The organism is Microbacterium sp. CCH5-D1 (genome assembly GCF_001557335.1).
Lineage (GTDB): Bacteria > Actinomycetota > Actinomycetes > Actinomycetales > Microbacteriaceae > Microbacterium > Microbacterium oxydans.
In genome coordinates this window covers 17,447-41,897 of the sequence record NZ_LSJW01000056.1, presented here as the reverse complement: position 1 = coordinate 41,897, position 24,451 = coordinate 17,447, and the positions used below count along the sequence as shown (strand labels likewise).

Annotated in this window: 30 protein-coding genes; 20 read left to right on the top strand and 10 right to left on the bottom strand. The window is 68.9% G+C overall.

Features of this window, described 5'->3' with window-relative positions:
• The coding region (locus AX744_RS03725; RefSeq protein WP_061015437.1) for a DNA recombination protein RmuC at nucleotides 1–916 on the top strand (916 nt) is incomplete at its 5' end.
• Between the two features lie 32 nt (nucleotides 917–948).
• Here the strand turns inward: AX744_RS03725 and AX744_RS03720 are convergent.
• Entirely contained in the window at nucleotides 949–1,233 is a 285-nt protein-coding gene (locus AX744_RS03720) for a hypothetical protein (RefSeq protein WP_046749613.1), read from the bottom strand.
• 180 nt (nucleotides 1,234–1,413) lie between these two features.
• Nucleotides 1,414–2,400 carry a class II fructose-bisphosphatase gene (gene glpX / locus AX744_RS03715; RefSeq protein WP_045262743.1) on the bottom strand — a complete coding sequence of 329 codons (987 nt, stop codon included), beginning with the start codon at nucleotides 2,398–2,400 and terminating at the stop codon, nucleotides 1,414–1,416.
• Between the two features lie 185 nt (nucleotides 2,401–2,585).
• Here glpX and fbaA point away from each other — a divergent pair, with 185 nt between their 5' ends.
• The gene (gene fbaA / locus AX744_RS03710) at nucleotides 2,586–3,614 is read left to right on the top strand and encodes a class II fructose-bisphosphate aldolase (RefSeq protein ID WP_046749615.1); all 1,029 of its coding nucleotides are present in this window, start codon (nucleotides 2,586–2,588) and stop codon (nucleotides 3,612–3,614) included.
• Between the two features lie 93 nt (nucleotides 3,615–3,707).
• Here the strand turns inward: fbaA and AX744_RS03705 are convergent, their stop codons facing one another.
• From AX744_RS03705 to AX744_RS03695, 3 genes are all read right to left on the bottom strand, one after another.
• Nucleotides 3,708–4,262 carry a DUF6264 family protein gene (locus AX744_RS03705; protein ID WP_061015435.1) on the bottom strand — a complete coding sequence of 185 codons (555 nt, stop codon included), beginning with the start codon at nucleotides 4,260–4,262 and terminating at the stop codon, nucleotides 3,708–3,710.
• 235 nt (nucleotides 4,263–4,497) lie between these two features.
• Nucleotides 4,498–5,289, bottom strand: a complete 792-nt coding sequence (locus AX744_RS03700) for an IclR family transcriptional regulator (protein WP_046749617.1) — start codon at nucleotides 5,287–5,289, stop codon at nucleotides 4,498–4,500.
• 2 nt (nucleotides 5,290–5,291) lie between these two features.
• Nucleotides 5,292–6,344: a 4-hydroxy-3-methylbut-2-enyl diphosphate reductase gene (locus tag AX744_RS03695; protein ID WP_374168981.1), complete on the bottom strand. Its 1,053-nt coding sequence runs from the start codon at nucleotides 6,342–6,344 to the stop codon at nucleotides 5,292–5,294.
• A gap of 93 nt (nucleotides 6,345–6,437) precedes the next feature.
• Between AX744_RS03695 and xseA the strand changes: the two genes are divergently transcribed.
• From xseA to AX744_RS03670, 5 genes are read left to right on the top strand one after another with little or no spacing between them, the layout of a single operon-like run.
• A complete protein-coding gene (gene xseA, locus AX744_RS03690) occupies nucleotides 6,438–7,715 on the top strand; it encodes an exodeoxyribonuclease VII large subunit (RefSeq protein ID WP_061015434.1) in 1,278 nt (425 codons plus the stop codon).
• Between the two features lie 36 nt (nucleotides 7,716–7,751).
• Entirely contained in the window at nucleotides 7,752–7,991 is a 240-nt protein-coding gene (locus tag AX744_RS03685) for an exodeoxyribonuclease VII small subunit (protein ID WP_046749620.1), read from the top strand.
• Nucleotides 7,988–8,632, top strand: coding sequence for a DUF4245 family protein (locus AX744_RS03680; RefSeq protein ID WP_061015433.1), 645 nt, complete (start codon nucleotides 7,988–7,990; stop codon nucleotides 8,630–8,632). The genes AX744_RS03685 and AX744_RS03680 overlap by 4 nt, the downstream gene beginning before the upstream one ends.
• Before the next feature lie 36 nt (nucleotides 8,633–8,668).
• Nucleotides 8,669–9,907: a kynureninase gene (locus tag AX744_RS03675; protein ID WP_061015432.1), complete on the top strand. Its 1,239-nt coding sequence runs from the start codon at nucleotides 8,669–8,671 to the stop codon at nucleotides 9,905–9,907.
• Nucleotides 9,897–10,718 (top strand): PaaX family transcriptional regulator, encoded by an 822-nt coding sequence (locus AX744_RS03670; RefSeq protein WP_061015431.1) that lies wholly within the window; start codon nucleotides 9,897–9,899, stop codon nucleotides 10,716–10,718. The genes AX744_RS03675 and AX744_RS03670 overlap by 11 nt, the downstream gene beginning before the upstream one ends.
• Before the next feature lie 5 nt (nucleotides 10,719–10,723).
• On the opposite strand, the gene AX744_RS03665 is transcribed toward AX744_RS03670, so the two are convergent.
• Nucleotides 10,724–11,209 (bottom strand): FBP domain-containing protein, encoded by a 486-nt coding sequence (locus AX744_RS03665; RefSeq protein ID WP_058630742.1) that lies wholly within the window; start codon nucleotides 11,207–11,209, stop codon nucleotides 10,724–10,726.
• A gap of 296 nt (nucleotides 11,210–11,505) precedes the next feature.
• Here AX744_RS03665 and AX744_RS03660 point away from each other — a divergent pair, with 296 nt between their 5' ends.
• The 3 genes from AX744_RS03660 (at nucleotide 11,506) to AX744_RS03650 (ending at nucleotide 12,697) form a co-directional block, all read left to right on the top strand.
• Entirely contained in the window at nucleotides 11,506–11,853 is a 348-nt protein-coding gene (locus AX744_RS03660) for a hypothetical protein (RefSeq protein WP_046747716.1), read from the top strand.
• Nucleotides 11,854–12,017: 164 nt separating this feature from the next.
• Entirely contained in the window at nucleotides 12,018–12,359 is a 342-nt protein-coding gene (locus AX744_RS20510) for a hypothetical protein (RefSeq protein ID WP_174799750.1), read from the top strand.
• Nucleotides 12,360–12,490: 131 nt separating this feature from the next.
• Nucleotides 12,491–12,697: a CsbD family protein gene (locus AX744_RS03650; RefSeq protein ID WP_046747714.1), complete on the top strand. Its 207-nt coding sequence runs from the start codon at nucleotides 12,491–12,493 to the stop codon at nucleotides 12,695–12,697.
• Nucleotides 12,698–12,773: 76 nt separating this feature from the next.
• On the opposite strand, the gene AX744_RS20505 is transcribed toward AX744_RS03650, so the two are convergent.
• On the bottom strand, nucleotides 12,774–12,938 hold the full coding sequence (locus tag AX744_RS20505; protein ID WP_017201713.1) for a hypothetical protein: 165 nt from the start codon (nucleotides 12,936–12,938) through the stop codon (nucleotides 12,774–12,776).
• 123 nt (nucleotides 12,939–13,061) lie between these two features.
• Here AX744_RS20505 and AX744_RS03645 point away from each other — a divergent pair, with 123 nt between their 5' ends.
• The 7 genes from AX744_RS03645 (at nucleotide 13,062) to AX744_RS03615 (ending at nucleotide 18,860) form a co-directional block, all read left to right on the top strand.
• On the top strand, nucleotides 13,062–13,328 hold the full coding sequence (locus tag AX744_RS03645; protein WP_061015430.1) for a DUF7218 family protein: 267 nt from the start codon (nucleotides 13,062–13,064) through the stop codon (nucleotides 13,326–13,328).
• Between the two features lie 8 nt (nucleotides 13,329–13,336).
• A complete protein-coding gene (locus tag AX744_RS03640; RefSeq protein ID WP_061015429.1) occupies nucleotides 13,337–14,452 on the top strand; it encodes a carboxylate-amine ligase in 1,116 nt (371 codons plus the stop codon).
• Nucleotides 14,453–14,495: 43 nt separating this feature from the next.
• Nucleotides 14,496–15,893: an MFS transporter gene (locus tag AX744_RS03635; protein WP_061015428.1), complete on the top strand. Its 1,398-nt coding sequence runs from the start codon at nucleotides 14,496–14,498 to the stop codon at nucleotides 15,891–15,893.
• A gap of 55 nt (nucleotides 15,894–15,948) precedes the next feature.
• Nucleotides 15,949–16,641, top strand: a complete 693-nt coding sequence (locus AX744_RS03630) for a DUF899 domain-containing protein (RefSeq protein WP_061015427.1) — start codon at nucleotides 15,949–15,951, stop codon at nucleotides 16,639–16,641.
• On the top strand, nucleotides 16,566–17,456 hold the full coding sequence (locus AX744_RS03625) for an endo alpha-1,4 polygalactosaminidase (RefSeq protein ID WP_082738390.1): 891 nt from the start codon (nucleotides 16,566–16,568) through the stop codon (nucleotides 17,454–17,456). Before AX744_RS03630 ends, AX744_RS03625 begins: the two co-directional genes overlap by 76 nt.
• 133 nt (nucleotides 17,457–17,589) lie before the next feature.
• A complete protein-coding gene (locus tag AX744_RS03620) occupies nucleotides 17,590–18,657 on the top strand; it encodes an iron-containing redox enzyme family protein (RefSeq protein WP_061015426.1) in 1,068 nt (355 codons plus the stop codon).
• Nucleotides 18,654–18,860: a CDGSH iron-sulfur domain-containing protein gene (locus AX744_RS03615; RefSeq protein ID WP_061015425.1), complete on the top strand. Its 207-nt coding sequence runs from the start codon at nucleotides 18,654–18,656 to the stop codon at nucleotides 18,858–18,860. The genes AX744_RS03620 and AX744_RS03615 overlap by 4 nt, the downstream gene beginning before the upstream one ends.
• A gap of 13 nt (nucleotides 18,861–18,873) precedes the next feature.
• On the opposite strand, the gene AX744_RS03610 is transcribed toward AX744_RS03615, so the two are convergent.
• Together AX744_RS03610 and AX744_RS03605 are read right to left on the bottom strand one after the other, a co-directional pair.
• A complete protein-coding gene (locus tag AX744_RS03610; RefSeq protein WP_061015424.1) occupies nucleotides 18,874–19,749 on the bottom strand; it encodes a heme o synthase in 876 nt (291 codons plus the stop codon).
• A gap of 6 nt (nucleotides 19,750–19,755) precedes the next feature.
• Nucleotides 19,756–20,535: a YggS family pyridoxal phosphate-dependent enzyme gene (locus AX744_RS03605; protein WP_058630683.1), complete on the bottom strand. Its 780-nt coding sequence runs from the start codon at nucleotides 20,533–20,535 to the stop codon at nucleotides 19,756–19,758.
• A gap of 78 nt (nucleotides 20,536–20,613) precedes the next feature.
• Here AX744_RS03605 and gabT point away from each other — a divergent pair, with 78 nt between their 5' ends.
• Complete coding sequence (gene gabT / locus AX744_RS03600; RefSeq protein WP_061015423.1) at nucleotides 20,614–21,951, top strand: 4-aminobutyrate--2-oxoglutarate transaminase; 1,338 nt, start codon at nucleotides 20,614–20,616, stop codon at nucleotides 21,949–21,951.
• A gap of 4 nt (nucleotides 21,952–21,955) precedes the next feature.
• Here the strand turns inward: gabT and AX744_RS03595 are convergent, their stop codons facing one another.
• On the bottom strand, nucleotides 21,956–22,636 hold the full coding sequence (locus AX744_RS03595; RefSeq protein ID WP_061015422.1) for an HAD-IA family hydrolase: 681 nt from the start codon (nucleotides 22,634–22,636) through the stop codon (nucleotides 21,956–21,958).
• Between the two features lie 51 nt (nucleotides 22,637–22,687).
• On the opposite strand from AX744_RS03595, the gene AX744_RS03590 reads away from it, so the two are divergent.
• Both AX744_RS03590 and AX744_RS03585 read left to right on the top strand, forming a co-directional pair.
• Nucleotides 22,688–23,710: a type I glyceraldehyde-3-phosphate dehydrogenase gene (locus AX744_RS03590; RefSeq protein WP_061015421.1), complete on the top strand. Its 1,023-nt coding sequence runs from the start codon at nucleotides 22,688–22,690 to the stop codon at nucleotides 23,708–23,710.
• A complete protein-coding gene (locus tag AX744_RS03585) occupies nucleotides 23,707–24,438 on the top strand; it encodes a glutamine amidotransferase (RefSeq protein ID WP_058630687.1) in 732 nt (243 codons plus the stop codon). Before AX744_RS03590 ends, AX744_RS03585 begins: the two co-directional genes overlap by 4 nt.
• Nucleotides 24,439–24,451: the final 13 nt, after the last annotated feature.

Here is a 24,451-nt window from a genome sequence, read left to right as displayed (position 1 = left end):
GACCACCGAGTCCCTCGCGGGAGCTCTGCGCTCCAGCGCCACGAGAGGCGTGTGGGGCGAGACGCAGCTCCGCCGTGTCGTCGAAGCCGCAGGCCTCACCCGACACATCGACTTCGACCTGCAGGCGACGATCTCCAGCGACCGGGGCCAGGGCCGTCCCGACATGGTGATCCGGCTCGCGGGTGGGAGCTCGATCGCGGTCGACGCCAAAGTGCCGCTCGACGCGTACCTCGAGGCATCTGCGCTTCCGGGCGGCGACGCCCAGGAGCCTCAGCGTCGAGCATTGATGCAGAAGCACGTGAAAGCAGTCCGAGCACACATCGACGCCCTGGCGAAGAAGGCCTATTGGGCGGGGCTCGATGCGAGCCCGGAGTTCGTGATCTGCTTCCTGCCGAGCGAATCGCTGCTGGCCGCCGCGATCGACGAAGACCCGACGCTGCTCGACTACGCATTCGGCCGACGAGTCGCGCTCGCCTCCCCCGTCAACCTCTGGGCCGTGCTCAAGACCGTAGCGTTCACCTGGACACAGCAGGAGGTCTCGACCGAGGCTCGCACATTGCTCGCGCTCGGCACACAGTTGTACGACCGGCTGGGAACCCTGGCCGGACACGCCGACGATCTGCGCCGCGCCCTGGAGCGCACCGTCGACAGCTACAACCGGTTCGCCGGTTCGCTCGAGACACGCGTGCTCGTGACCGCTCGCCAATTCCCCGGGGTCGACGCGTCGGCGCTCTCGACCGCCCCCGCGGTGACGACAGGGGCGGCCAGACGATTCACGGCACCGGAGCTGATCGCCTCTGAGGAGAGCACCCACGAACCGGAGTCAGGCGACGCGGTGGCTGACGCGGCGCGCGACGAGTCGGCACTCCGCGCAGACGTGGGCGACGTGCGGATCAGACTCGACGAAGAACGCTGATCCAGCGCTCACCGAGCAAGAGGGCGCCGTGATCAGGCGATACCGGGAACGCCGCTGAGCAGCAGGATCACCAGACCGCTGGTTGCCAGGAACGCGCCGATCATCCACCATGCGCTGAGCTCGTGCCCCTCATCGCGCCGGACGCGGAAGAGAACATCCGCACGTCGGGCCGGGTCTACTGCCGGTGCGACGGGGGCCACGGTCGGGGGCTTCGGAGCGGATTCCGCGTCCGCGCTCACCCGGAGGATGCGCCCTGTGTTCGTCGTGACGATCCTAGTCGCGGCGGCTTTCGAGCCGCTCGTATGCTGCGTTGTCATCTGTTCGCCCTCCTGTGCCTGCGGTGCCTGGCGGCTCCGTCGACGGCGACAAACCCAGTGACAATTGTGACACGGGGGGCCGGCGAACCGTGGATCGTCGGGGTGTGAGGCGATACCGGCTCGATAACGATGCCGACGGCCTCAGCGCCGACGATCACACGACGGCGAACACGAGAAGCGTCAGAGCCACTTCGAGACGAGGTGCTCGGACGCGATGCGACGGAGCGTCCCCGAGGCGCCTCTGAGCACGACGCTCTCGGTGTACACATAACCGCGCTCGCGCCGGACACCCGCGACGAGCTGGCCATCGGTGACACCGGTCGCGACGAAGATCGTGTTGTTGCCCTGCACCAGATCGTCGGCCTCGTACACCTTGTCCATGTCGAGCCCCGCGTCGATGCCGCGCTGGCGCTCGTCGTCGTCACGCGGCCAGAGCCGACCCTGGATGTGGCCGCCGAGCGCCTTGATCGCACAAGCCGTGACTATGCCCTCGGGGCTGCCTCCGATGCCGACGCACATGTCGGTGCGGGCGTCGTGGCGTGCCGCATTGATGCCGCCGGCGACGTCTCCGTCACTCATCAGACGGGTGCCGGCGCCGGCATCGCGGATCTCCTGGATGAGCTGCTCATGACGCGGACGGTTCAGCACCGAGACGACGATCTCGTCGACGGGCTTGTCGAGAGCGCCGGCGAGCTTGCGGATGTTCTCCCCGATGGGCAGACGGATGTCGACGACACCGACGCCGGCGGGCCCCGTCACGAGCTTGTCCATATAGAAGACGCTCGAGGCGTCGAGCATGGTGCCGCGGTCCGAGACGGCGATCACCGACAGGGCGTTCTGTCGACCGGCAGCGGTCAGTGAGGTCCCGTCGATGGGGTCGACGGCGATGTCGCACAGCGGCCCTCGGCCGGTTCCGACGATCTCGCCGTTGAAGAGCATCGGGGCGTTGTCCTTCTCGCCCTCACCGATGACGACCCGTCCCTGGAAGTCGACCGTGCCGAGGAAGGCCCGCATGGCGTCGACAGCCGCGCCGTCCGCAGCTTCCTTCGCGCCGCGACCGATGAACGGCACAGCGCGGATGGCCGCAGCCTCCGTCGATCGCACCAACTCCATCGCCAGGTTGCGGTCGGGACGAAGCGGGCTCAGATCAGCAGTAAGACTCACCATGCGGTCAGCCTAGCCATCGTGAGCTCCGAATCCGCCGCTTTTCGGGCACGATCCGCCGAAGGAATCGCTGTTCTTAACAGCTACGCAGAAGCGGACGTGCTCGCCCCCGGCCGCGACTGCGGTATCGGCGCGTGCGCCCCGATAGAGTGGCAGCTGTCCCGGCTTCCCCTATCGCAGGAGTTCTCATGCCCGTCGCCACCCCGGATCAGTACGCCGAAATGCTCGACCGCGCGAAGGCCGGCGGCTTCGCGTACCCCGCATTCAACGTCTCCAGCTCGCAGACGATCAACTCCGTCCTTCAGGGCCTGACCGAGGCCGGCTCCGACGGCATCATCCAGGTCACCACCGGTGGCGCCGACTACTTCGCCGGCCACACGGTGAAGGCTCGCGCCACGGGCGCTCTCGCATTCGCGCGCTTCGCCACCGAGGTCGCCAAGAACTACCCGATCACCGTCGCCCTGCACACCGACCACTGCCCCAAGGACGCACTCGCGGGCTTCGTCGAGCCGCTGATCGCCGCTTCGGAGGAAGAGGTCAAGGCCGGTCGCAACCCGATCTTCCAGTCCCACATGTGGGACGGCTCCGCTGTTCCCCTCGCCGAGAACATCGAGATCGCGAAGGATCTGCTCCCCCGCATGAAGGCCATCAACGCCATCCTCGAGGTCGAGATCGGCGTCGTCGGCGGCGAGGAGGACGGCGTACAGCATGAGGGGTCGAACGAAGCTCTCTACACGACCTTCGCCGACGTCGACCAGGCTGTGCAGGCGCTGGGTCTCGGTGAGCAGGGGCGTTACATCGCGGCCCTCACCTTCGGCAACGTCCACGGTGTCTACAAGCCCGGTGGAGTGAAGCTGCGTCCCGAGCTGCTCGGCGAGATCCAGGCGGAGGTCGCCGCGAAGTACAACACCGGCCCCAAGCCGCTCGACCTCGTGTTCCACGGTGGCTCGGGCTCGACCGATGAGGAGATCGCCCTCGCGGTCGCCAACGGCGTCATCAAGATGAACATCGACACCGACACCCAGTACGCCTACACGCGTGCCATCGCCGACTACATGTTCAAGAACTACGACGGCGTTCTGAAGGTCGACGGCGAGGTCGGCAACAAGAAGCAGTACGACCCGCGTGCCTGGGGCAAGATCGCCGAGTCGGCCATGGCCGCCCGCGTGGTCGAGTCGACCCGCCAGCTCGGCTCGTACGGCCAGTCCAAGAGCTGATCGGTCGCGAGACACAGAAGGGGCCCGGCATCCTGCCGGGCCCCTTCTCGTTCTCCGTGGAAGCTGCGCCCGCGCAGACCTCACGGAACGTCCTCAGGGACGCGTCATCTGCTCGAGGTGCGCGATGAACGCCGGATCGCCCATCATCGGCACGGCGATGCAGACCGACACCACACCCATGGTCACGATGGCCCCGACGATCGGAACCCACCACGTCACACGTCCACGGCGGAGGCGACGGATCGAGAGCGCGGCGGTGACCGACCACCCGACGGCGAGCAGGATCGCGGCGATCGTGCCCCAGGTCCTCGCGGACGCGAAGTTCGTGAACTCGCCTTCGATGCCGATGATCTTCATCGTCTGGTTCATGACGCTCGGCAGGTCCAGGTACGACAGCCCGGTGACGACGACATTGATCAGTCCGTACGCCAGCATGGCGATCGTGGCGAAACGATCGAGCGGGTGCGCCCGCTTCGCGGGGGAACCGCCCGAGGGGCTCGACGCCGCGACCGCTCCCGGCACGGCCGGCGGTGGTGACGCTGCAGCGGCTGGAGCGATCACAGGCTCATCGATCGGAGGCAGACCCGCGGCCCGTCGCTGCTCCTCCGGGGTCGCGAGTTCTCCGTACTGGGGCCGCTGATCGCTCATCTCGCCATGCTAACGGCATACCCTCATGCCGCCTCCCAGCAACTGCGTGCCGAAAACGATAGCGGCCCCGGAGAAGTGGGGACTTCTCGGGGCCGCGGACGTGAAGCGCTGGGGACGCTTCTCATCCAGGTCGACCGCCAGCGCTGGGGACGCTCGAGGCGGTCGGTAGCGCTCTTGTATGCCGCTACTCCCCCCATAGTAGGAAAACGCATGCCGCCGCGCCAGGGGTCTGACTTCAGATAGTGAAATCCTCGTCGGATGACCCGCTGTCCAGAGCATCCGCGCCGAGTTGCAGCGAGAGGCGCCTCGCGGCGACCTGCAGCTTCGACACCAGCTCCCTGTCGACCACATCGCGCTCGGCGTTCAGCGAGATCGCGAGCGACGCGGTGACGCCAGGGGCGATGACGGGCACAGCAAGGCAGGTCGCACCGATGGCGTACTCCTCGTGGTCGACAGCCCACCCCGGCGAGCGCTCCAGCTGTGTGAGCAATGTCCTGCGATCGGTGATCGTACGCGGGGTGAGCTCAGGCAGCCGATGGCGGGACAGGTAGTCGAGGCGATCCTCCTCCGAGAGGTCGGCGAGGATCTGCTTGCCCAGCGCAGTCGCGTGGGCGCTGGACTGCAGCCCCACCCAGAGCTCGATCCGAGGGTTCCGGACCGCGTCGACGATGTCGACCAGATGCATCTCCCCGTCGTCGAAGCGCGACAGGTAGGCCGTGGCTCCCACCTCCTCGGTCACCTCGCGCAGCGCCGCGCGCACTCGAGCGAGGAACACGCCCCTGGAGCCGATCTGCTGCTGGAACGACGGAAACCGACTGCCGAGCACCACGCCGTCCGGCTCCGACGACAGATACCCCTCATGCACGAGCGTGCGCACCAGGTTGTAGGTCGTCCCCGGCGTCAGTCCGGTGATCGCCGCGAGCATCTTCGGCGGAAGCGGGCGTGGGGAGTTCGCGACGATGTCGACCAGTCGCAGAGCGCGTTGCACCGACCCGATGAGGGTGGGCTCCGCCTCCGCGGCGCTCAACGCTACGCGCCTCCTCCGGATGCACGACCGCCGAGAGCCCGGGCGTCCCGCTGACCGGCAGCGTCCTGACGCAGTTCCTTGGGCAGGGAGAACATCAGATCCTCCTCAGCGGTCTTCACCTCTTCGACATCGCGGTAGCCGGCGTCGCCGATCGCATCGAGCACCTCGCGGACCAGTACCTCGGGCACGGATGCTCCGCTGGTCACACCGACCGTCTCGACGCCGTCGAGCCACTCCTGCTGGATCTCCTCGGCATAGTCGACGCGGTAAGCGGCCTTCGCTCCGTACTCGAGGGCGACCTCGACCAGACGCACGCTGTTGGACGAGTTCGACGAGCCGACCACGATCACGAGGTCTGCCCCGGCGGCGACCTTCTTGATCGCGACCTGACGGTTCTGCGTGGCGTAGCAGATGTCGTCCGACGGCGGATTCTGCAGTTCGGGGAATCGCGTGCGCAACCGGTTGACCGTCTCCATCGTCTCGTCCACCGACAGCGTGGTCTGCGACAGCCAGACGACCTTGTTCGGATCCTTCACCACGACGGTGTCGGCTTCTTCGGGAGAGTTCACGACGGTCACGTGGTCCGGCGCCTCTCCAGCCGTGCCCTCCACCTCTTCGTGCCCGTCGTGACCGATGAGCAGGATCTCGAAGTCGTCGCGCGCGAAGCGCACGGCCTCGCGGTGCACCTTGGTGACCAGAGGACAGGTGGCATCGATCGCGTGGAGTCCCCGATCGGAGGCCGCGTTCACGACCGCGGGTGAGACGCCATGGGCGCTGAAGACGATGTGTGCACCCTCGGGGACCTCGTCGACCTCTTCGACGAAGATCGCACCCTTCTCCTCGAGCTCGGTGACGACGTGGATGTTGTGCACGATCTGCTTGCGCACGTAGACGGGGGCGCCGTAGCGTTCGAGAGCCTTCTCCACCGCGACGACCGCGCGGTCGACACCCGCACAGTAACCGCGCGGGGCGGCGAGCAGAACACGCTTGTGTCCGGCCACCGGGTTATCCTGAAGCCGCCCGGCCGCCGCACGCACTCGTGGGAGGCGGGGCACGGGGAGATGAACGGCAGTCGAAGTCACCCTTGAATTCTACCGTCGCGCAGCTGTGCACGGCCGGGGAGGTTCGAGGGCAGGGAACGGGAGCGGATGACAGTCTTCGAAGCGACGACGGGCCAGGGCGAGACGCCGCCGGCCGACTCGGTCGCACCCCGCGATTCCACCGCAGACGCCCCCACCTCCGTCACCCGCCTCAACGCGACGATCCGCGACTTCATCGCGCGGTGGAACACGGTCTGGGTCGAAGGCGAGATCACCTCGTGGAACGTGCGAGCCGGCAACGTGTTCGCGCGCCTGAAGGACACCAGGTCCGACGCGCAGATCTCCATCCGCGTGTGGTCGAGCGTGCGTGCGCGCATCCCGTCCGACATCGGCGTCGGCGACCATGTGGTCGCCGCGGTCAAGGCCGACTACTTCGTCAAGGCGGGCGACTTCAGCTTCGCCGTCTCCGCGATGAAGCACGTCGGGCTCGGCGATCAGCTGGAACGCCTCGAGAAGCTCCGCGTGCAGCTGCGGCAGGAGGGGCTCTTCGATCCTTCGCGCAAGAAGCGCCTCCCCTTCCTCCCGCACGTGATCGGCCTCATCACGGGCGAGCGCTCGGACGCCGAGAAGGATGTGCATCGCAACGCCGAGCTGCGCTGGCCGCAGGTGCGCTTCCGCACCGAGTACGCCGCCGTGCAGGGGGACCGCTGTGTCCCGGACACCCTCGCCGCGCTCGCTCGGCTCGACGCTGATCCCGAGGTCGACGTGATCATCATCGCCCGCGGCGGCGGCGACCCGCAGACGCTGTTGGGCTTCAGCGACGAGAGACTCGTGCGAGCGGTCGCCGCGGCATCGACGCCTGTGGTGAGCGCGATCGGGCACGAGAACGACCACCCGCTTCTCGATGACGTCGCCGATCTCCGCGCCTCGACACCGACCGATGCCGCGAAGCGCGTCGTGCCCGACGTGGGAGAGCAGCGAGCCCTCATCGCGCAGCTGCGGTCGCGAGCGACCTCACGGCTCACCCAGCGCCTCACGCACGACATCGCCCAGCTGGAGCAGCTGCGCTCGCGACCGGTGCTGCGCTCGCCCGCACCGATCATCGATGCCCGCGCCCAGGAGACGTGGCTGCTGCTCGGGCGTGGACGGGACGCCGTGAACCGACAGCTCGACGACGCCGGGCGCCGCACGGGAGAACTCCGCGCATCCCTGCGAGCCCTCTCCCCCGCGGCGACCCTGGCTCGCGGCTACGCGATCGCCCACCTCGACGGTGGTGTGATCCTCCGCGATGCCACCGACGCTCCCGCCGGGAGCGGCCTCACGATCACGCTGGATCGTGGATCGCTGGCAGCCCGCTCCGAGGGCGAGATCCCCGAAGGGGACTGAGCAGAGCGTCGGCATCGATCGACGTAAGATGGAGGAGTGAGCGCCCTGAACGACACCCCCGTGGACACGCTGTCGTTCGAGGCGGCCCGTGACGAACTCGTCAAGGTGGTCGCAGAGCTCGAGCAGGGCTCCCCCACACTCGAGCATTCGCTCGCGCTGTGGGAGCGCGGAGAGGCGCTGGCCGCACGCTGCGAGGAGTGGCTGCTGGGAGCGAAGCGGCGTCTTGACGCTGCTCGTGCCGCGGCTTCCGATGCCGACGACGCCGGAGAGTCATGAGCAAGCAGCCCCCCATCATCGCCGAGCTCGGCCGTCCGGAGACACCCGACGAGACCGCCGCCAGGAAGGCGGCGTCGAGCAAGGCGTACCGATCGAGCCAGACGGTGCGGAACCTGGTCGCAGCGCTTCTCGTGACACTCGCCGTGGTCGCCGTCATCATCTTCGCGGTTCCCCGCGGCGCACCCGTCGAGCAGAAGCCCCTCGACGTCGCCGCGGTGGCCGAGGGGGTGGAGTCCTCGATGGACCGCCCCGTCCTCATCCCGGAACTCGGCGACTTCTGGCGCGCGAACGGGGCCGAGATGCAGGGTGGCGCGACCGTCGTCTGGGAGGTCACGCTCGCCCCCAAGTCGGACAAGGAGCGCGGGTTCATCAAGGTGGACCAGGCCTTCGACGCGGATTCGTCCTGGGCTCCGCAGCGCTTGAACGGCATCGCGCCGACCGACACGGTGCGCATCGGCGGGCTCGACTGGGACGTCTACAAGCCGGGTAGCGCGGAGTCGAACGCCAACGTCACCTACGCCATCGGCACGCAGGCCGGCGTCGACTACATCCTGCTCTACGGCTCACGGTCGGCCGATTCCACGGCCGAACTCGCCGAGAGCCTCATCCCGCAGATCCGCACCATCTCGGAGACCCCATGACCCACCCCCTCACCCCCGCCGACCTGAAGGTGTGACATGACCACGACTCCCGACGCCTCCCTGCTCGAGCACGCTCGCGCCCTCGATGGGAACGACCCGCTGCGCGCTCACCTCGACGCCTTCTCCGAGGCACCGGGCGTCGACGCGTATCTCGACGGCAACTCGCTCGGGCGCCCGCTGCGCGACATGCCGGAGAAGCTCGCGGCCTTCGTACGCGACGACTGGGGCACGCGGTTGATCCGGTCCTGGGACGAGCAGTGGATGGCGCTGCCGATGGAGCTGGGTGACCGCATCGGACGCGTCGCGCTGGGCGCCGCGGCCGGCCAGACCGTGGTGGCCGACTCGACGAGCGTGCTGATCTACAAGCTCATGCGTGCCGCCGCTGCCGCCGACCCCGCGCGCACCGAGCTCGTGATCGAGGCGGGCAACTTCCCCACCGACCGCTTCCTCGCCGAAGGCGTCGCGGCGGAGACCGGGATGACGCTGCGCTGGATCGAGCCCGACCCCGTGCACGGGGTGTCGGTCGCCGATGTCGAGGCCGTCCTCTCCGAGCGCACCGCCCTGGTGTCGCTGAGCCACGTCGACTACCGCTCCGGGGCTCTGGCCGACATGCCGGGCATCACCGCGGCTGCGCACGGCGTCGGCGCCCTGATGATGTGGGACCTGTGCCACTCGGCCGGCGTGATCCCGATGCAGCTCGACGAGTGGGGTGTCGACATGGCCGTGGGCTGCACCTACAAATACCTGAACGGCGGGCCGGGCTCGCCCGCCTTCGCTTACCTGCGCCGCGGTCTCCAGGGCGTGCTGCGTCAGCCGATCCAGGGATGGTGGAGCGCGGCGGACATCTTCGCGATGGGACCGGAGTACGTGCCTTCCGGCGACATCCGCCAGCTGCTCAGCGGCACCCCTCCCGTCATCTCGATGCTGGCCATGCAGGGGATGCTCGACCTCATCGAGCAGACCACGATCGCGGGCGTCCGGGCCAAGTCGCAGTCGTTGACGGATCTCGCGGTCCGCGCCTACGACGAGGTGCTCGCTCCTCTCGGCGTCCGCCTGCTCAGCCCTCGCGACGCCGAGCAGCGGGGTGGCCACGTGACGATCGGTCACCCGGACTTCCGCGAGGTCACGCGGCGGCTGTGGTCCGACGGCATCATCCCCGACTTCCGGTTCCCGGACGGCATCCGCCTGGGTCTCTCCCCCCTGAGCACCTCGCACGTCGAGACCGTCACCGGTGTGCTCGCCGTACGCGATGCGCTGGAGTCCGGTGACCTCTGACATCGCTCCCGCCCCCGTGCTCGACGACATCGACGCACGCCCCGGCAGCATCGCCTCGTTGCTGCGGACCTTCATCGGCGTCTTCCTCCGTCCGCTCGGCGGGTGGATCTCCGCCGCCGACCTGGTCGCGTTCGCCGGTGACCTCGGCATCGACGCTGCCGCGGCGCGCACGGGTATCGCACGCCTGAAGCAGAAGGGGCTGCTGCTCGGCGCACGGGAGGGGCAGATCGGCTACCGGCTCAACCCGGCGGCGATCCCGATGCTGGAGCGCGGCGACAGGCGCATCTTCGAGATGCAGGAGATGACCGACGCCGACCCCTGGTGCCTGGTGTCGTTCTCGATCCCGGAGAGCGCCAGGAGCGTGCGCCACCAGCTGCGGCGAAGACTGCAGTGGATCGGAGCGGGCATCGTGTCCCCCGCCCTGTGGATCTGCCCCGGCCACCTTCAGGCCGAGGTGGAGCAGATCCTCGACGACCTCGACGCGCGTCGGTGGGCGACGCTGTTCCCCGCATCGACCCCGCTGCCCGCCGGCACCCTGGTCGACGCGGCAGCGCAGTGGTGGGATCTGGAGGCGCTGCGCGAGGAGCACCTCGCCTTCCAGAACTCCCTCACGACGCTGCCCCGCGAGCCGTTCGCCGCATACGTGCAGCTGATCGACCGCTGGCGGGTGCTGCCATACACCGACCCGGGGCTTCCCCCGTCGATGCTGCCGCCCGGCTGGCCCGGTCGTCGCAGCTTCGACGAGTTCGCGCGTCGGTCGGCGGAGCTGGCGGCACCCGCCTGGGCGCACGTGCGATCGAGGGTGTCCTAGCCCGTTCAGCCCGCCACTGCGGCGAGGAAGCCCGCCACGTGCTCCTGCAGCCGGAGGATGCGCAGGTCGCGGGCGAACTCCCGGTCGAACCCCTGATAGGCCAGCGGCGGCAGGATCCGCACGTTGCGGTTGCAGCCGAACTCGGCACAGGTGAGCACGCCGACGGTGTCGCCCTTGCGCCCGGCGGGTCCCGCCTTCCGGGCCACGTACAGCTGCACATCATTGCGGAGCGTCACGTCTTCACACCAGGAGCACTGCGCCCTGGCGATCACACGCTGCTCAGCGCGCTGCAGGAAGACGCCGACGGGTGCGTCGTCGATCCAGGTGACGACGTAGGCACGGCGGGGCATCTTCGGGTCGGCCCAGCCGAGGAAGTCGAGACGGTCGAAGTCGATCTCGGCGAAACCGGGCGGCAGGGTCAGGTCGGACACCTCTTTGCGGGAGGCGTTGAGGAAGGAGGCGCGGATTGCGCGCTCGTCGATGGGACGCATGAGGGTGAGTGCTTTCAGAGAGGTCGCCGCGAAGGCGAATCGACAGGAGGAAGGCCCGGCAGTGACCACCGGGTACGACACGGCACCGGGGACGGGGATTCCGCCTCCGGTGGGTCCTCAGCCTCTGTCTGCGGCGCGGAAGGCGCCTGCAGCTCCGCTCTGCGCCGCGAGGGCGCTCATCGACGACAGCACCCGGCGAGCTTACACCCGTTTGTTTCCGTCCGTGTCGGCTCCTCTGGGGGTCGCAGGACGACCGACCTAGTCTTTCCGGAACGACGAACGAGAAGGAGTCCCCCGTGTCCACGCCGCTGAACCGCCTTTCGCCCCTCCCGGTGCGCGAGCGTGCAGCGTGCATGTGCAGTCACGGCGGCCGGTGCTCGTCCTTCGCCCCCGGCCACGCCCTGCACCTCATCCAGGCGCGGATCGCCTCGGCGACGCCGTCCGAATGGATCGATGCGCTGGTCGAGCAGGCCGACGCCGTCTCCGGCGACCTCGTCGTGCGCACGCTCGACGGCGAAACGCACACGCTGTGGAACGGCGCAGGTGCGGCACTCGAAGCTGCTGCGGGAACCCCGGTCGCGTTGCACCAGCGCTACGGAGTGCTGGCCGTCGGCGGCACGCAGTTCAACGTCGCGACCGTCTGATCACTCGCACCCACCTGCGACGGCGTCACCGCCGGACCGGCTCGTCTCAGGCGCTCGCCATCAGCATGTCCTTCATGGCGGAGCAGGCGTCCATGCACGCCTCGCACGCCTGAGCACACATCCGGCACACCTCGCTGTCGTCCGCGTGCCGAGCGCAGGCATCCATGCACGCCTTGCACATCGCGATGCAGGCGTTCAGCATCGCCATCATCGAGGCAGGGGTCATCCCCTGCATCCGCATCATCGACCGCATCATGGTGTTGCACATGTCGGCGCAGTTCATGCAGGCCGGTGCGCAGTCCATCAGCTGCGTCGAGCACACCGTGCAGGCCTGCTCGCAGGCGGCGCACGCATCCATGCACGCCTGCATGACCGCCATGTCCATCATCTGCATGTCGGGCATCGACTCCATGTTCTTCGACATGGCGCCCATCATCATCGAATCCATCGCACACCGCTTCCTGGTCGAGTCCGCGGGCAGGACCACCCGCCTGGCGCCAGGCTAGTCCTTCGACGCCCGTGCGTCGATGGCGTCGGAACATTGTCATGTGCGCGGCGGATTGTCAATCCCGTGGCCGCTTCCCTCGGGACATGAGAGCCTCGGAGTCAATCGATCCGACGAGGAGAGGAGCACCACATGAGTGCTGCAGACGACATCAAGAACGCCGCCGAGAAGGCCGCCGGAAAGGTCAAGGAAGGCGTCGGAAAGCTCACCGACAACGAGAAGCTCGAAGCGGAGGGCAAGGCCGACCAGGTCAAGGCCTCCGCGAAGCAGGCCGGGGAGAACGTGAAGGACGCCGCCCAGAAGACGGGCGAGAACGTCCGGGACGCGTTCGAGAAGTAACAGGCCCCGGACACCGAAGAGGTGAGGTCCGCCGATGGGCGGGCCTCACCTCGATGGGGTCAGACCTACTGCGTTGTCAGACCTTGCGGCTGCCGCTGATCGCTCGGATCAACCAGGCGATCACCGCGATCGCGAGGAGGACGAGTCCGACCCACAGGAGGAACTGGAGCGACTGCACCAGTCCTCCGGTGATCGCGAGGATCACGGCGACGACGATGACGATGATCAGGAGGATGTTCATCGGTCTTTCCCTTCTTTCGGCAGGCGCGGACGCCCGACTGTGGTGCCTTCACGCTATCCGCGGAGGGACTTCTGTCAGAGGGGGTTGACTTCGGCCCCCCGAGTGCGCGAAGGAGGAGATTTCATGCCAGGACGACGCAACAACTCGCTGAAGGATCCCGAGCTGTATGAGGAGCTCAGGGACGACGGCGCCTCGAAGGAGAAGGCGGCGCGCATCTCGAACGCCGCGGCGAGGGAAGGTCGCAGCGCGGTCGGCCGACGCGGCGGGGAGCACGGCGACTACGAGGACTGGACGGTCAAGGAGCTGCGCGCGCGGGCGAAGGAGCTCGGTCTGACCGGTTACAGCGGCAAGCGGAAGTCCGAGCTGATCTCCGCGCTCAGGAATCACTGAGGACGGGGATGCCCCGCTTCGGCATCGAGGAGGAGTTCCTCTTCCTCGATGAGCACTCGCTGGCGCCCGTGAGTCTCGCCGCCGGCACACGCGAGCGCATCACCCGCCTCAGCACGGGAGGCGAGGTCACGCAGGAGTACCTGACCTCGCAGATCGAGTGCCTCACCGAACCGGTATCGACGGCTGAGGCCGCCACGGAGCAGCTGTCGCACCTGCGCGGACTCATCGGGTGGCACGCCGGCGACCAGCACGCCATCGCCGCCGGCACCGGCACACCGTTCGCCACGACGCGCTCCTCAGCGGTGTCGCCCTCACCGCACTACGACAAGGTCGCCGCGCACCTCGGACACCTCACGCGCGATCACGAGGTCAACGGTCTCCATGTGCACGTCGAGGTCACCGACGACGAGGAGAGGGTGCGTGCGCTCGACCGCGTGCGCGGGTGGCTCCCCGTGCTGCTGGCCCTCACCGGCAACAGCCCGTTCGTGCACGGCCGCGACTCCGGCTTCGCCAGCTGGCGCAGCATCCTGATCCGTCGGCTGCCCTCGTCGTGGACGCCCCCGCACTTCCGCGACTACGACGCCTACCGCGCGGATGTGCAGCGACTCATCGACGTGGGTGCCATCGCCGATGCGGCCTCGCTGTCGTGGTCGGCGCGGTTGTCGGAGCGGTATCCGACGGTCGAGCTCAGGGTCTTCGACGCGCAGCTCTCTGCCCAGGACGCGGTGTTCGCAGCGCTCCTCTCCCGCGCGATCGTGCTCACCGACGATCTGCCGCACGCGGACATCGGCGTGGACGGCATCGACGCCTCGATGTGGACGGCCGCGCGGCACGGCATGGCCGCCCGTCTGCTCGATCCGGCGACCGGGAAGGCGGAGGACGCGTGGCTGCTTGCCGACCGGCTGCTGGCAGCGATCGCTCCCGCGCTCCGCGAGCTCGACGACGAGGACAGGGTCCGCGACGGGATCGCCCGGCTGCGTGCGTCCGGCACGGGCGCTGATCGCCAACGCCGGGCCGCCGCGGATGGCGGGCCGTCGAAGCTCGCCGAGCTCCTGCGCGCAGGGACGCCGCCACCGCTCCCGGCGGATTCCCCTGGACTCACGGTCTCCACGCCCACACCATGAGGCGCCCGGCCCCGACGTCGGCCACCGGGAGTAGTGTCGCCCTGTGGCCACCTTCGCCCCGCTCCAAAGACTCGTCATCTCGATCGCGGTGCTCGCGTCGTTCGTGACCTTCCTCGACGGCACGGTCGTGAACGTCGCACTCCCGGCGATCAGTCGCGAGCTCGGCGGCGGCATCACCACCCAGCAGTGGGTCGTCGACGCCTACCTGATCACGTTGAGCGCCCTGATCCTGCTGGCCGGATCGGTGTCCGACGCCTATGGCCGGGTGCTCGTCATGCGCATCGGACTCATCGCCTTCGGGATCGCCTCGATCGCCGTGGCGGCGGCTGTCGATCCGCTCATGCTGATCGTCGCCCGCGCCGCGCAGGGCGCCGCCGGTGCCCTGCTCGTGCCGAGCTCGCTCGCCCTCATCACGGCCACCATGCGGGCCGACGTGCAATCGCGCGCCATCGGCGTCTGGACGGCCTTCACCACGGGGGCGCAGCTGGTCGGTCCGCTGCTCGGGGGACTGTTCGTCGACTACCTCTCGTGGCGCTTCGTGTTCCTCATCAACGTCATCCCGATCGGGATCACCCTGCTGCTCCTCGCCCGGTTGCATCTGCCGGAGCACCCCCGCGGCGTCAAGGTCGACTGGTGGAGCGGGGTCCTGTGCGCGATCGGGCTCGGGGCCGTCGTCTTCGCACTCATCGAGCAGCCCAACATGGGGTGGCAGTCGCCCGCGATCTGGATCCCCGCGATCGCCGGCGCCGCATTGTTCGGACTGTTCCTGTGGCGGCAGCAGCACTCCGCCTCGCCGCTCATGCCGCTCTGGCTGTTCCGGGTGCGCGACTTCGGGTGGGGCAACCTCGCGACGCTCTTCGTCTACGCAGCACTGTCGCTCAACGGCTTCGTGGTCGGGGTCTACCTGCAGCAGGGCGCAGGACTCAGCGCCACCGCCGCGGGCCTGGCGAGTCTGCCGATGACGATCCTGATGATCCTGATCAGCTCGCGTGCCGGTCAGTGGGCCGGCAGGTGGGGACCCCGCATCTTCATGACGGTCGGCCCGTTGCTGATGGCCGTCGGCGCTCTGATGCTGCTCCTCGTGTCCGCAGACTTCGACTACTGGTGGCAGGTTCTGCCGGCGATGATCGTGATGGGTCTCGGCCTCTCGCTCACGGTCGCACCGCTCACGGCCGCGATCCTCGGTGCCATCGACGAGAACCATTCGGGCATCGCCTCGGCCGTCAACAACGCGGTATCTCGTGTGGCCGGGCTGCTCGTCGTCGCGATGCTGTCGACCATCGTCGGCGGCACTCTCGACCTCGACGGGTTCCACAGCGCCGCCTGGGTCACGGCCACCCTGCTCGTGATCGGCGGCGTGGTGTCGTGGATCGGCATCCGCCGCAATCCGAGCGAGGCGCTCCCCGCCGACACCGCATCGACGGGACCGCTCCCGCATTGACCGTGTCCCCGGCCGCGCGCAGACTGGACGCATCGCTCAGCATCCGGAGGTCACCGTGAGCACAGCACAGCCCCTTCCCCCTGTCGTCGACGCCGAGACCTGGCGCCGTGAGCTCGACGAGTTGCGCGTGCGCGAGAAGGCCGCGACCAGGGAGCTCGACGCGATCGCCGCGCAACGACGACGCCTGCCCATGGTCGAGCTGCCCGACTACACGCTGGTCGGCGCCGAGGGTCCGGTACGCCTGGCCGACATCTTCGACGGACGATCCCAGCTGATCGTCTACAACCACATGTGGTCGGACGGCAGCGAATGGCAGTGTCCCGGCTGCACCGGCTTCACCTCGCAGTTCACGCGGCTCGACGTGCTCGAACGCTACTACGACGCGCGCTTCGTGATCGTGACGAACGGTCCGATCGAGGAAGCCCTGGCCTACCGCGAACGCGTGGGCAACCGCATGCAGTGGTACTCGAGCGCCGACAGCACGTTCGGGGCCGATGTGGACGCCCCGCCGAACGCGGGGTTCGGCGTGAACGTGTTCCTGCGCGACGGCGACACCGTGTACCGCACCTGGCACACCGACGGCCGCGGCACGGAGCGGCTGAGCTACCTGCAGGGTCTTGTCGATCTGCTCCCCTACGGTCGACAGGAGCAATGGCAGGACGTTCCGGAGGGATGGCCCCAGCATCCGACCTATGCGCAGGGCATGGGGTCGAAGGAGATCGCGGAGCTGTACGGAGCGGCACGCTGAATCGGCTGCTCCGGAGTGCCTGGCCAGCGGCCGGCGTCGCCCTCCTCCTCGCTCTCGGCGGGTGCGCGGCGCCCGCGGACCCGCCGTCCTCCGTCGCCCTTCCTCCCTCCGGCGCCACGCCGGACTATCAGCTCGGCGGGGCCTACGATCCGCCCTCCGGCGTCGGCGTGGTCGGGCGCGACCGCACCGCGGAGCCCGCGGCCGGTGTGTACTCGGTCTGCTACGTCAACGGATTCCAGACACAACCGGGAGAACTCGACACCTGGCCCGATGATCTGCTGCTGCAGCGCGACGGACATGTCGTCTTCGACCCGGACTGGCCCGACGAGGCGCTGCTCGACACGTCGACCGCGCAGCGCCGGGAGCAGATCGCCGACACCGTGATCCCCTGGATCGAGCACTGCGCGGATGACGGGTTCGATGCCGTCGAGTTCGACAACCTCGACTCGTACTCGCGGTCGAAGGGAGCCCTCTCGCTCGATGACAACCTCGCGCTGGCCGCACTCCTCGTCGAGGCGGCGCACGATGTGGGGCTGGCAGCGGGACAGAAGAACGCCGCCGAGGATGCCCCCGCGCTGCAGGAGCACGCCGGCTTCGACTTCGCGGTGACCGAGGAGTGCGCGGCGTACGAGGAGTGCGCGGCGTACACCGATGTCTACGGCGAGCGCGTGATCGACATCGAGTACACCGATGAGCTTCCGCGGCCCTTCGCCGAGATGTGCGCGGACGACGCCTCGCCGGCATCGATGGTGCTGCGGGACCGCGACCTCGTCACCCCCGACGACGACGGCTACGCATTCGAGTCCTGCCGGTAACCGGCTCCGTGCGTCCGCGCGGGCTTCCATGCCTGCCCCGCTTGCCCGGTCGATGTGCGCTCGTCAAGTCCCTGGCCCGATCTCATCCGAGCCCGCAGGATACGAGGGTCCGCATCGATCAGGAGCACGACACATGACCTCTTCCGCCACGGCGACCGTACCGTCACCCGCACCGGCATCCGCACCGAGACTCCCCTTCCACGACCGCGGCCCGGTGAGCCGCGCCGTCATCTCGCATCTCACCGGAGTCGATCGTCACGCCGACCACGCCGCTCTCGCCGAAGAAGCCGCAGCGGCCTGCGCTGACGTCTCCCGTGACGACGACATCCAGCTCGCCCTCTTCGTGCTCTACGCATCCGCCTACGGATCACTATCGGCACTCGATCCCGAGCTCGAGTGGGACCCGGCGCTCCTCGCGACCCGCCGCACGCTCGAGTCGGCGTTCGAGCGGGAACTGCGCGCGAGAATCCCGATGCCGGAGCTGCCGGAGCCGACCGTGGACGCCGTCGGGCGGGCGCTCTTCGCACTCGCCGAAGCGGACACCGGCCCGAGCCTCTCTCGTTACTTCGTGAAGAAGGCCACGAAGTCCCAGGCGCGGGAGATGCTCATCCAGCGCTCGGCGTACACGCTCCGCGAGGCGGACCCGCACTCCTGGGCGATTCCCCGACTCGACGGACGGGCCAAGGCGGCTCTGGTCGAGATCCAGTCCGACGAGTACGGCGGCGGCCGACCGCACCGCGTGCACGCCGCCCTCTTCGCGCGCGCCATGCGCGCAGCCGGCCTGGATGACACCTATGGCGCGTACGTCGACGATCTCCCCGCCGTCACCCTCGCGTCGCTCAACATGATGTCGATGTTCGGACTCAACCGTCGGCTCGTCGGATCGATCGTCGGTCATCTGGCCGCCTACGAGATGACCTCGTCCATCCCCTGCCGCCTGTATGCCGACGGTCTGCGCCGCCTGGACTTCCCCACCGACGTCACGGCGTACTTCGACGAGCACGTCGAGGCCGACGCCGTGCATGAGCAGATCGCCGCCCGAGACCTCGCAGGCAGCCTCGCCGAGGACCACCCGGAGCTGCTGCCAGACATCATGTTCGGTGCAGCCGCCTGCTTGACGGTGGACGGATGGGGAGGCGCACACATCCTGGAGGCCTGGTCGGCGGATTCCTCGTCGCTGCGCACGAGGGCGTCATCATGAGCGCGGACCACGAACCGGCGACGATCACTCCGTACCCGGACGGTCCGCTGCTCGTCCGCGGTGCCGTCGAGCTGCACGCCGCCGACGGCACGCCGATCCCCTCCCACCGCCGCACCGTCGCGCTGTGCCGCTGCGGACTGTCGGCCCTCAAGCCCTTCTGCGACGGCACACACAAGCCCGCAGGCTTCCGCACCGAGGACTGAAGGGGCCGCGCACTCAGGGCGTCAGCAGAGGATCGACGCCCACCGCGAGGAACAGTGCGGCGAGGTAGACGATCGACGCGCGGAAGACGAGCATCGGGCGCAGCTCGCCACCCCGCCGAGCCCGTGACCGCATCAGCGACGCGGACACCACGAACCCCGCGCCCGCCCCCAGAGCCACCGTCCAGTACAGCGGGCTCACCTCCGCGACGAAGGGCAGGATGAGCGAGCACACGACCGTCACCACCGCGAAGCCGATCACCCTGATGGCGACGAACGACGGCGGGCGCGTGGCACCGAGCATGGGGACGCCGGCCCGGCGGTAGTCGTCTCGGTAACGGATCGAGAGCGGCCAGTAGTGCGCAGGCGTCCAGAAGGACACCACCAGGAACAGGATCACCGCCGGCCATTCGAGAGCGCCGCGCACCGCGGTCCAGCCGACGAGCACGGGCATGCACCCAGCGACCCCGCCCCAGACGATGTTCTGCTCGGTGCGACGCTTCAGCAGCAGGGTGTAGAAGACCACGTACAGCACGAGGCCGGCGGTGGACAACGCGGCGGGCAGGGGGCCGACGAAGGTGAGCATCCACCCCACGGAGGAGATTCCGAGCACGGTCGCGAAGATCAGACCGGCGCGCGCGGACACGACGCCCGTGACCAGGGGGCGCCGGGCCGTGCGCTCCATGACCGCATCGCTCTCGCGCTCGAAGTACATGTTGAACGCCCCGGCGGAACCGGCACTCAGTGCCCCGCCCACGAGCACCGCGCCCAGGAGAGCGATGTCGGGCCGTCCGTCGGCGGCGAACACCATGACGGGGATCGTGGTGACGAGGAGGAGTTCCAGGATGCGGGGTTTGGTCAGTTCGAGGTAGGCGCGAACGGTCCGCAGCACGTGTCGTCAGCCTTCCGGCCAGTAGTGACTGTCGGGCAGCGCGCGGGCACCGAAGATCGCCTGTCCGACGCGCACGCACGTGGCGCCCTCCTCGACGGCGATCTCGTAGTCCCCGGACATCCCCATCGACAGCTCGCCCGCCCCGATGAGGTCGGGCGCGTCTTCTCTGGCCTGGTCCCGCAGCGTGCGCAGCAGCGAGAAGCACTCGCGCACCCTGGCGTCGTCCGGGGTGAGGATGGCGAGGGTCATCAGTCCCCGCACGCGGAGCGTCCCATAGGAGGGCAGTGCCTCCAGGAACGCGGGAAGCTCCTCCGGTGGCATCCCGAACTTGGAATCCTCGGCCGAGGTGTTCACCTGCACGAAGACGTCGAGGCTGCGGCCGGCGGCCTGCAGACGTCGGTCGAGCGCCTCGGCCACCCGCAACCGATCGAGAGCCTGGAACTCGGTGGCGAACGCGGCCACATCTCTGGCCTTGTTGGTCTGCAGGTGCCCGATGATCGACCACGACACATCGAGGTCGGCGGTCTCCCCGTTCTTGCGCACCGCCTCCTGCACCTTGTTCTCGCCCAGCAGCCGCATGCCCGAGCGGATCGCGACGCGGACGCGCTCGGTCGGGACCGTCTTGCTCACCGGGAGCAGGGTCACCTCACGCGGATCGCGCCCCGCCCGCCGCGCTGCCTCGGCTATGCGCGATTCGACGCTCGCGAGGTTATGCCGGAAGTCGTCGACGGTGACCGCCGTGGGGTAGCGCTCGTCGGCGCCGATCGGTGCATCCAACTTTGACATAGGTCAAACACTAACATAGTCTTAGGCCGTTTCGTCGGCGATGTCCGCCGCTCACCACTGCTCACCGAAGGAGCCCCCATGTCCGCGCCCCGCGTGCTTCCCGATCACTCCTCCGCCCCGTTGCTGCTGACCGATGTGCCGGGACCGCGCAGTCGAGCCCTCCACGAGCGACGCAGGCAGACCGTCGCCCGGGGAGTCGGCAGCGTGCTGCCGGTGTACATCGCGCACGCGGACGGCCCCTGGGTCACCGACGTGGACGGCAATCGCCTCCTCGACCTCGGCAGCGGCATCGGCGTCACCACGATCGGACACGGGAATCCCGCCGCCGTCGCGGCCGCCGCCGCGCAGCTCGAGCAGGTGACGCACACGCTCTTCACCGTCACGCCCTACGAGGGGTACGTCAGGCTGGCCGAGCGCCTCTCCGAGAAGACCCCCGGCGATCACGAGAAGCGCTCGGTGTTCGTGAACTCGGGCGCGGAGGCCGTCGAGAACGCGGTCAAGATCGCTCGCAGGCACACCGGCAGGCGCGCGGTCGCCGCCCTCGACCATGCCTTCCACGGACGCACCAACCTCACTCTCGCCATGAACCACAAGGCCGCATACGGCACCGGATTCGGCCCCTTCTCGTCCGACATCCACCGCGTACCCAACTCCTACCCGTACCGGGACGGCCTCTCCGGGGAGCAGGCGGCGGAGCGCACGATCGCCCACCTCGAGCAGCGCATCGGCACCTCCGACCTGGCCGCCGTCATCGCAGAGCCGATCCAGGGCGAGGGCGGGTTCGTGGTCCCCGCCGACGGCTATCTGCCCGCACTGCAGGACTGGTGCACGCGCAACGGTGTGGTGTTCATCGCGGACGAGATCCAGACCGGGCTCGGACGCACGGGGACGTGGTTCGCGAGCGAGCACTTCGACGTCGTCCCCGACCTCGTCCTCACGGCCAAGGGCATCGCAGCAGGACTCCCGCTCGCGGGCGTCACCGGACGCGCCGACATCATGGACGCCCCCGACCCCGGCGGCCTGGGCGGAACCTTCGGCGGCAACCCCGTCTCCATCGCCGCGGCCCTGGCCGTGTTCGATGAGCTCGAGCACGGCCCCTTCTTCGCGGAAGCCCTGCGCATCGGAGGCAGCCTCCAGCAGCACCTCACCACGCTCGCCTCGCGCCACCCCTTGATCGGAGATGTGCGCGGGATCGGCGCCATGTACGCCTTCGAACTCACCGATCCCGCCACCTCGCACCCCGCCGCGGGAGCCGCCTCCGCGATCGCGGCCTACGCGGCCCAGCACGGCATCCTGCTGCTGACGGCCGGCAGCGACGCGAACGTCATCCGATTCCTGCCGACTCTCACGACCACCGACGATCAGATCGAGGTCGCGGTGGACGTGATCGACCGAGCACTGGCGACACTCGCCTGACGACTCAGCCGGGTGCACCCGTCGCGTCGATGACGAGTGCGCCCTCCCGCCAGCGCACACGGTGGAGGTCGGGCACGACCAGGTCGGGGTCGCCTCCCGACGACGCCGCTCCGACCCCGACGACGAACCCGGCACCCGCCGCGCGCGCCGAGCGGATCCCCGGCACGGAGTCCTCGAACACGATGCAGTCGTCAGCGCGGCGCGCCAGCAGGTAGGCGCCGAGAAGATAGGGGTCGGGTTCCGGCTTCCCCCGGGGAACGTCTTCCGCCGCGACCAACGCCGGTGGAAGCGCGATACCGGAGCTGCGCAGCCGCGCCAGAGCCACGGCGCGGTTGCTGCTCGTCACCACCGCCCAGCGGTCGCGCGGAAGCGCACCCACCAGCCGCGACGCTCCTCCGACCTCCCGGGTGTGCGCGGCCGCCTCGACCTCCAGCGCGACCAGTTCCGCCGTGGCCTCTTCCGCGGCCTCCCGCCCCACCAGGCCGGCCACGACCTCGCTCGGCCGCATGCCGTGCGGCGCATCGCGCAGGAAGTCGAAGGAGGGAGCATGCCGGCGGGCCCAGGCATCCCAGGCGGGCGCTGCGGCCAGGACCGAGTCCACGAGGACGCCATCGCAGTCGAACAGCAGTCCGGCCGGTCCGAACTCCCAGGAATCCCCGCTGCGCACGTGTGATAATTTTGGCATAGGCCAAAGCTAGCACCGGCACGGGGGGACCGCGCCGCGGAGGGGACACCAATGCCTAAGAGAATCGCCATCAACGGACTGGGCCGAATCGGCCGCAATCAGCTCCGACTTCTGCTCGCGCGTCGATCGGAGCTCGACCTCGTCGCCGTGAACGACCCGCGGGGGCCACGCGCCATCGCGGATCTCCTGCGCAGCGACGGCAGCAGTGGGCCGTCGACGCGCGGCGTGCGGTACGACGACGACCACCTCTTCCTCAACGGACACGCGGTCCGCATGCTCTCCGAGCGCGATCCGTTGCGGCTGCCCTGGCGTGAGCTCGGAGTCGACATCGTCATCGAGGCGACGGCGTCCGTTGCGGGGGCCGACGACGCACGCACGCACCTGAAGGCCGGCGCGAAGAAGGTGATCACGACGGTTCCGACTCCGGACGACGACGGCACCATCATGCTCGGCGTCAACGAGCACACCTACGACCCGGCCCGACACCACGTCATCTCCAGCGCGTCCTGCACGACCAACTGCCTGGCCCCGGTCGCCAAGGTCTTCCACGAGGCGTTCGGCATCGACTCCGGACTGATGACGACCATCCGTGCCGAGTCATCCGACCTCCAGGTGCAGGACGCCCCCCACGCGGACCCGCGGTCCGCGATGGGGAAGGAGGCGAAGGGCGGAAAGATCACGCCGCGCAGTGGAGGAGCCGCGTCCGCGATCGGTCGCGTCCTGCCCGAGCTCGACGACGGCCGACTCGACAGCTACACCCTGCAGGTGCCGGCCATCAGCGGTTCGATCACGCATCTCACGGTCACGGCGTCCCGACCGGTCACCGCCGATGAGGTCAGGACCGCCTACGAGACGGCCGCGGAGGGCCCGCTCAAGGGGATCCTGCGCTGCGCCGACGATGAGATCGCGGTCGCCGGCACCGTGATCGATCCGCATTCCTCGATCCTCGACGCCGGTCTGATCCGCGTGATCGGCTCGCAGGTGAAGATCTCCGCCTGGTACGACGACGAGTGGGGATACTCGCACCGTCTCACCGAGCTGACCGAGTACGTCGCAGAAAGGCTGTCCGCATGACGATTCCCGAGCCGCGCGAGCGCACGGCGCTCGCGTTCCGCCACGTGCACTTCGAAGACCTCGGCATCCTCGGGCCGCTCCTGCGCGAACGCGGCTTTCGCGTGGAGTACGTCGACCTCGGCACCGAGGCCATCGACATCGAACGCGTGGACGATGCCGATCTCATGATCGTGCTGGGCGGCCCGATCGGCGTGCACGACGCCGATGGGTATCCGCTCCTGCACGCCTCGAAGGAGGCCGTCGCCCATCGGCTCCGCTCCGGCAGGCCGCTGCTGGGGGTATGCCTCGGAGCACAGCTGATCGCCGACGCGCTGGGGGCGCAGGTGCACGCGACCGGTCAGGTCGAGATCGGCTACGCACCGCTCGATCTGACCGAGGACGGCCTCGATTCACCGCTGCGCGCACTCGACGGCATGCCCGTGCTGCACTGGCACGGAGACGCGTTCACGATCCCGGCCGGATCTCGCCGGCTGGCGTCCACCCCCGGGTTCCCGAACCAGGCGTTCAGCACGGGCACCGTGCTCGCCCTGCAGTTCCACCTCGAGGCCGACCACCGCGCGATCGGGAGCTGGCTGATCGGCCACGCGCACGAGCTGCATCACAACGGCATCGACCCGCGCATCATCCGCGAGGACGCCAGAGCCTACGGACCGGAACTCGAGAGGGCAGCCCGTTCCGCCATCGCGACATGGTTGGATTCCGTCGAACTGCCCGCTCCCACCGCCTGACCGCGACGACGAC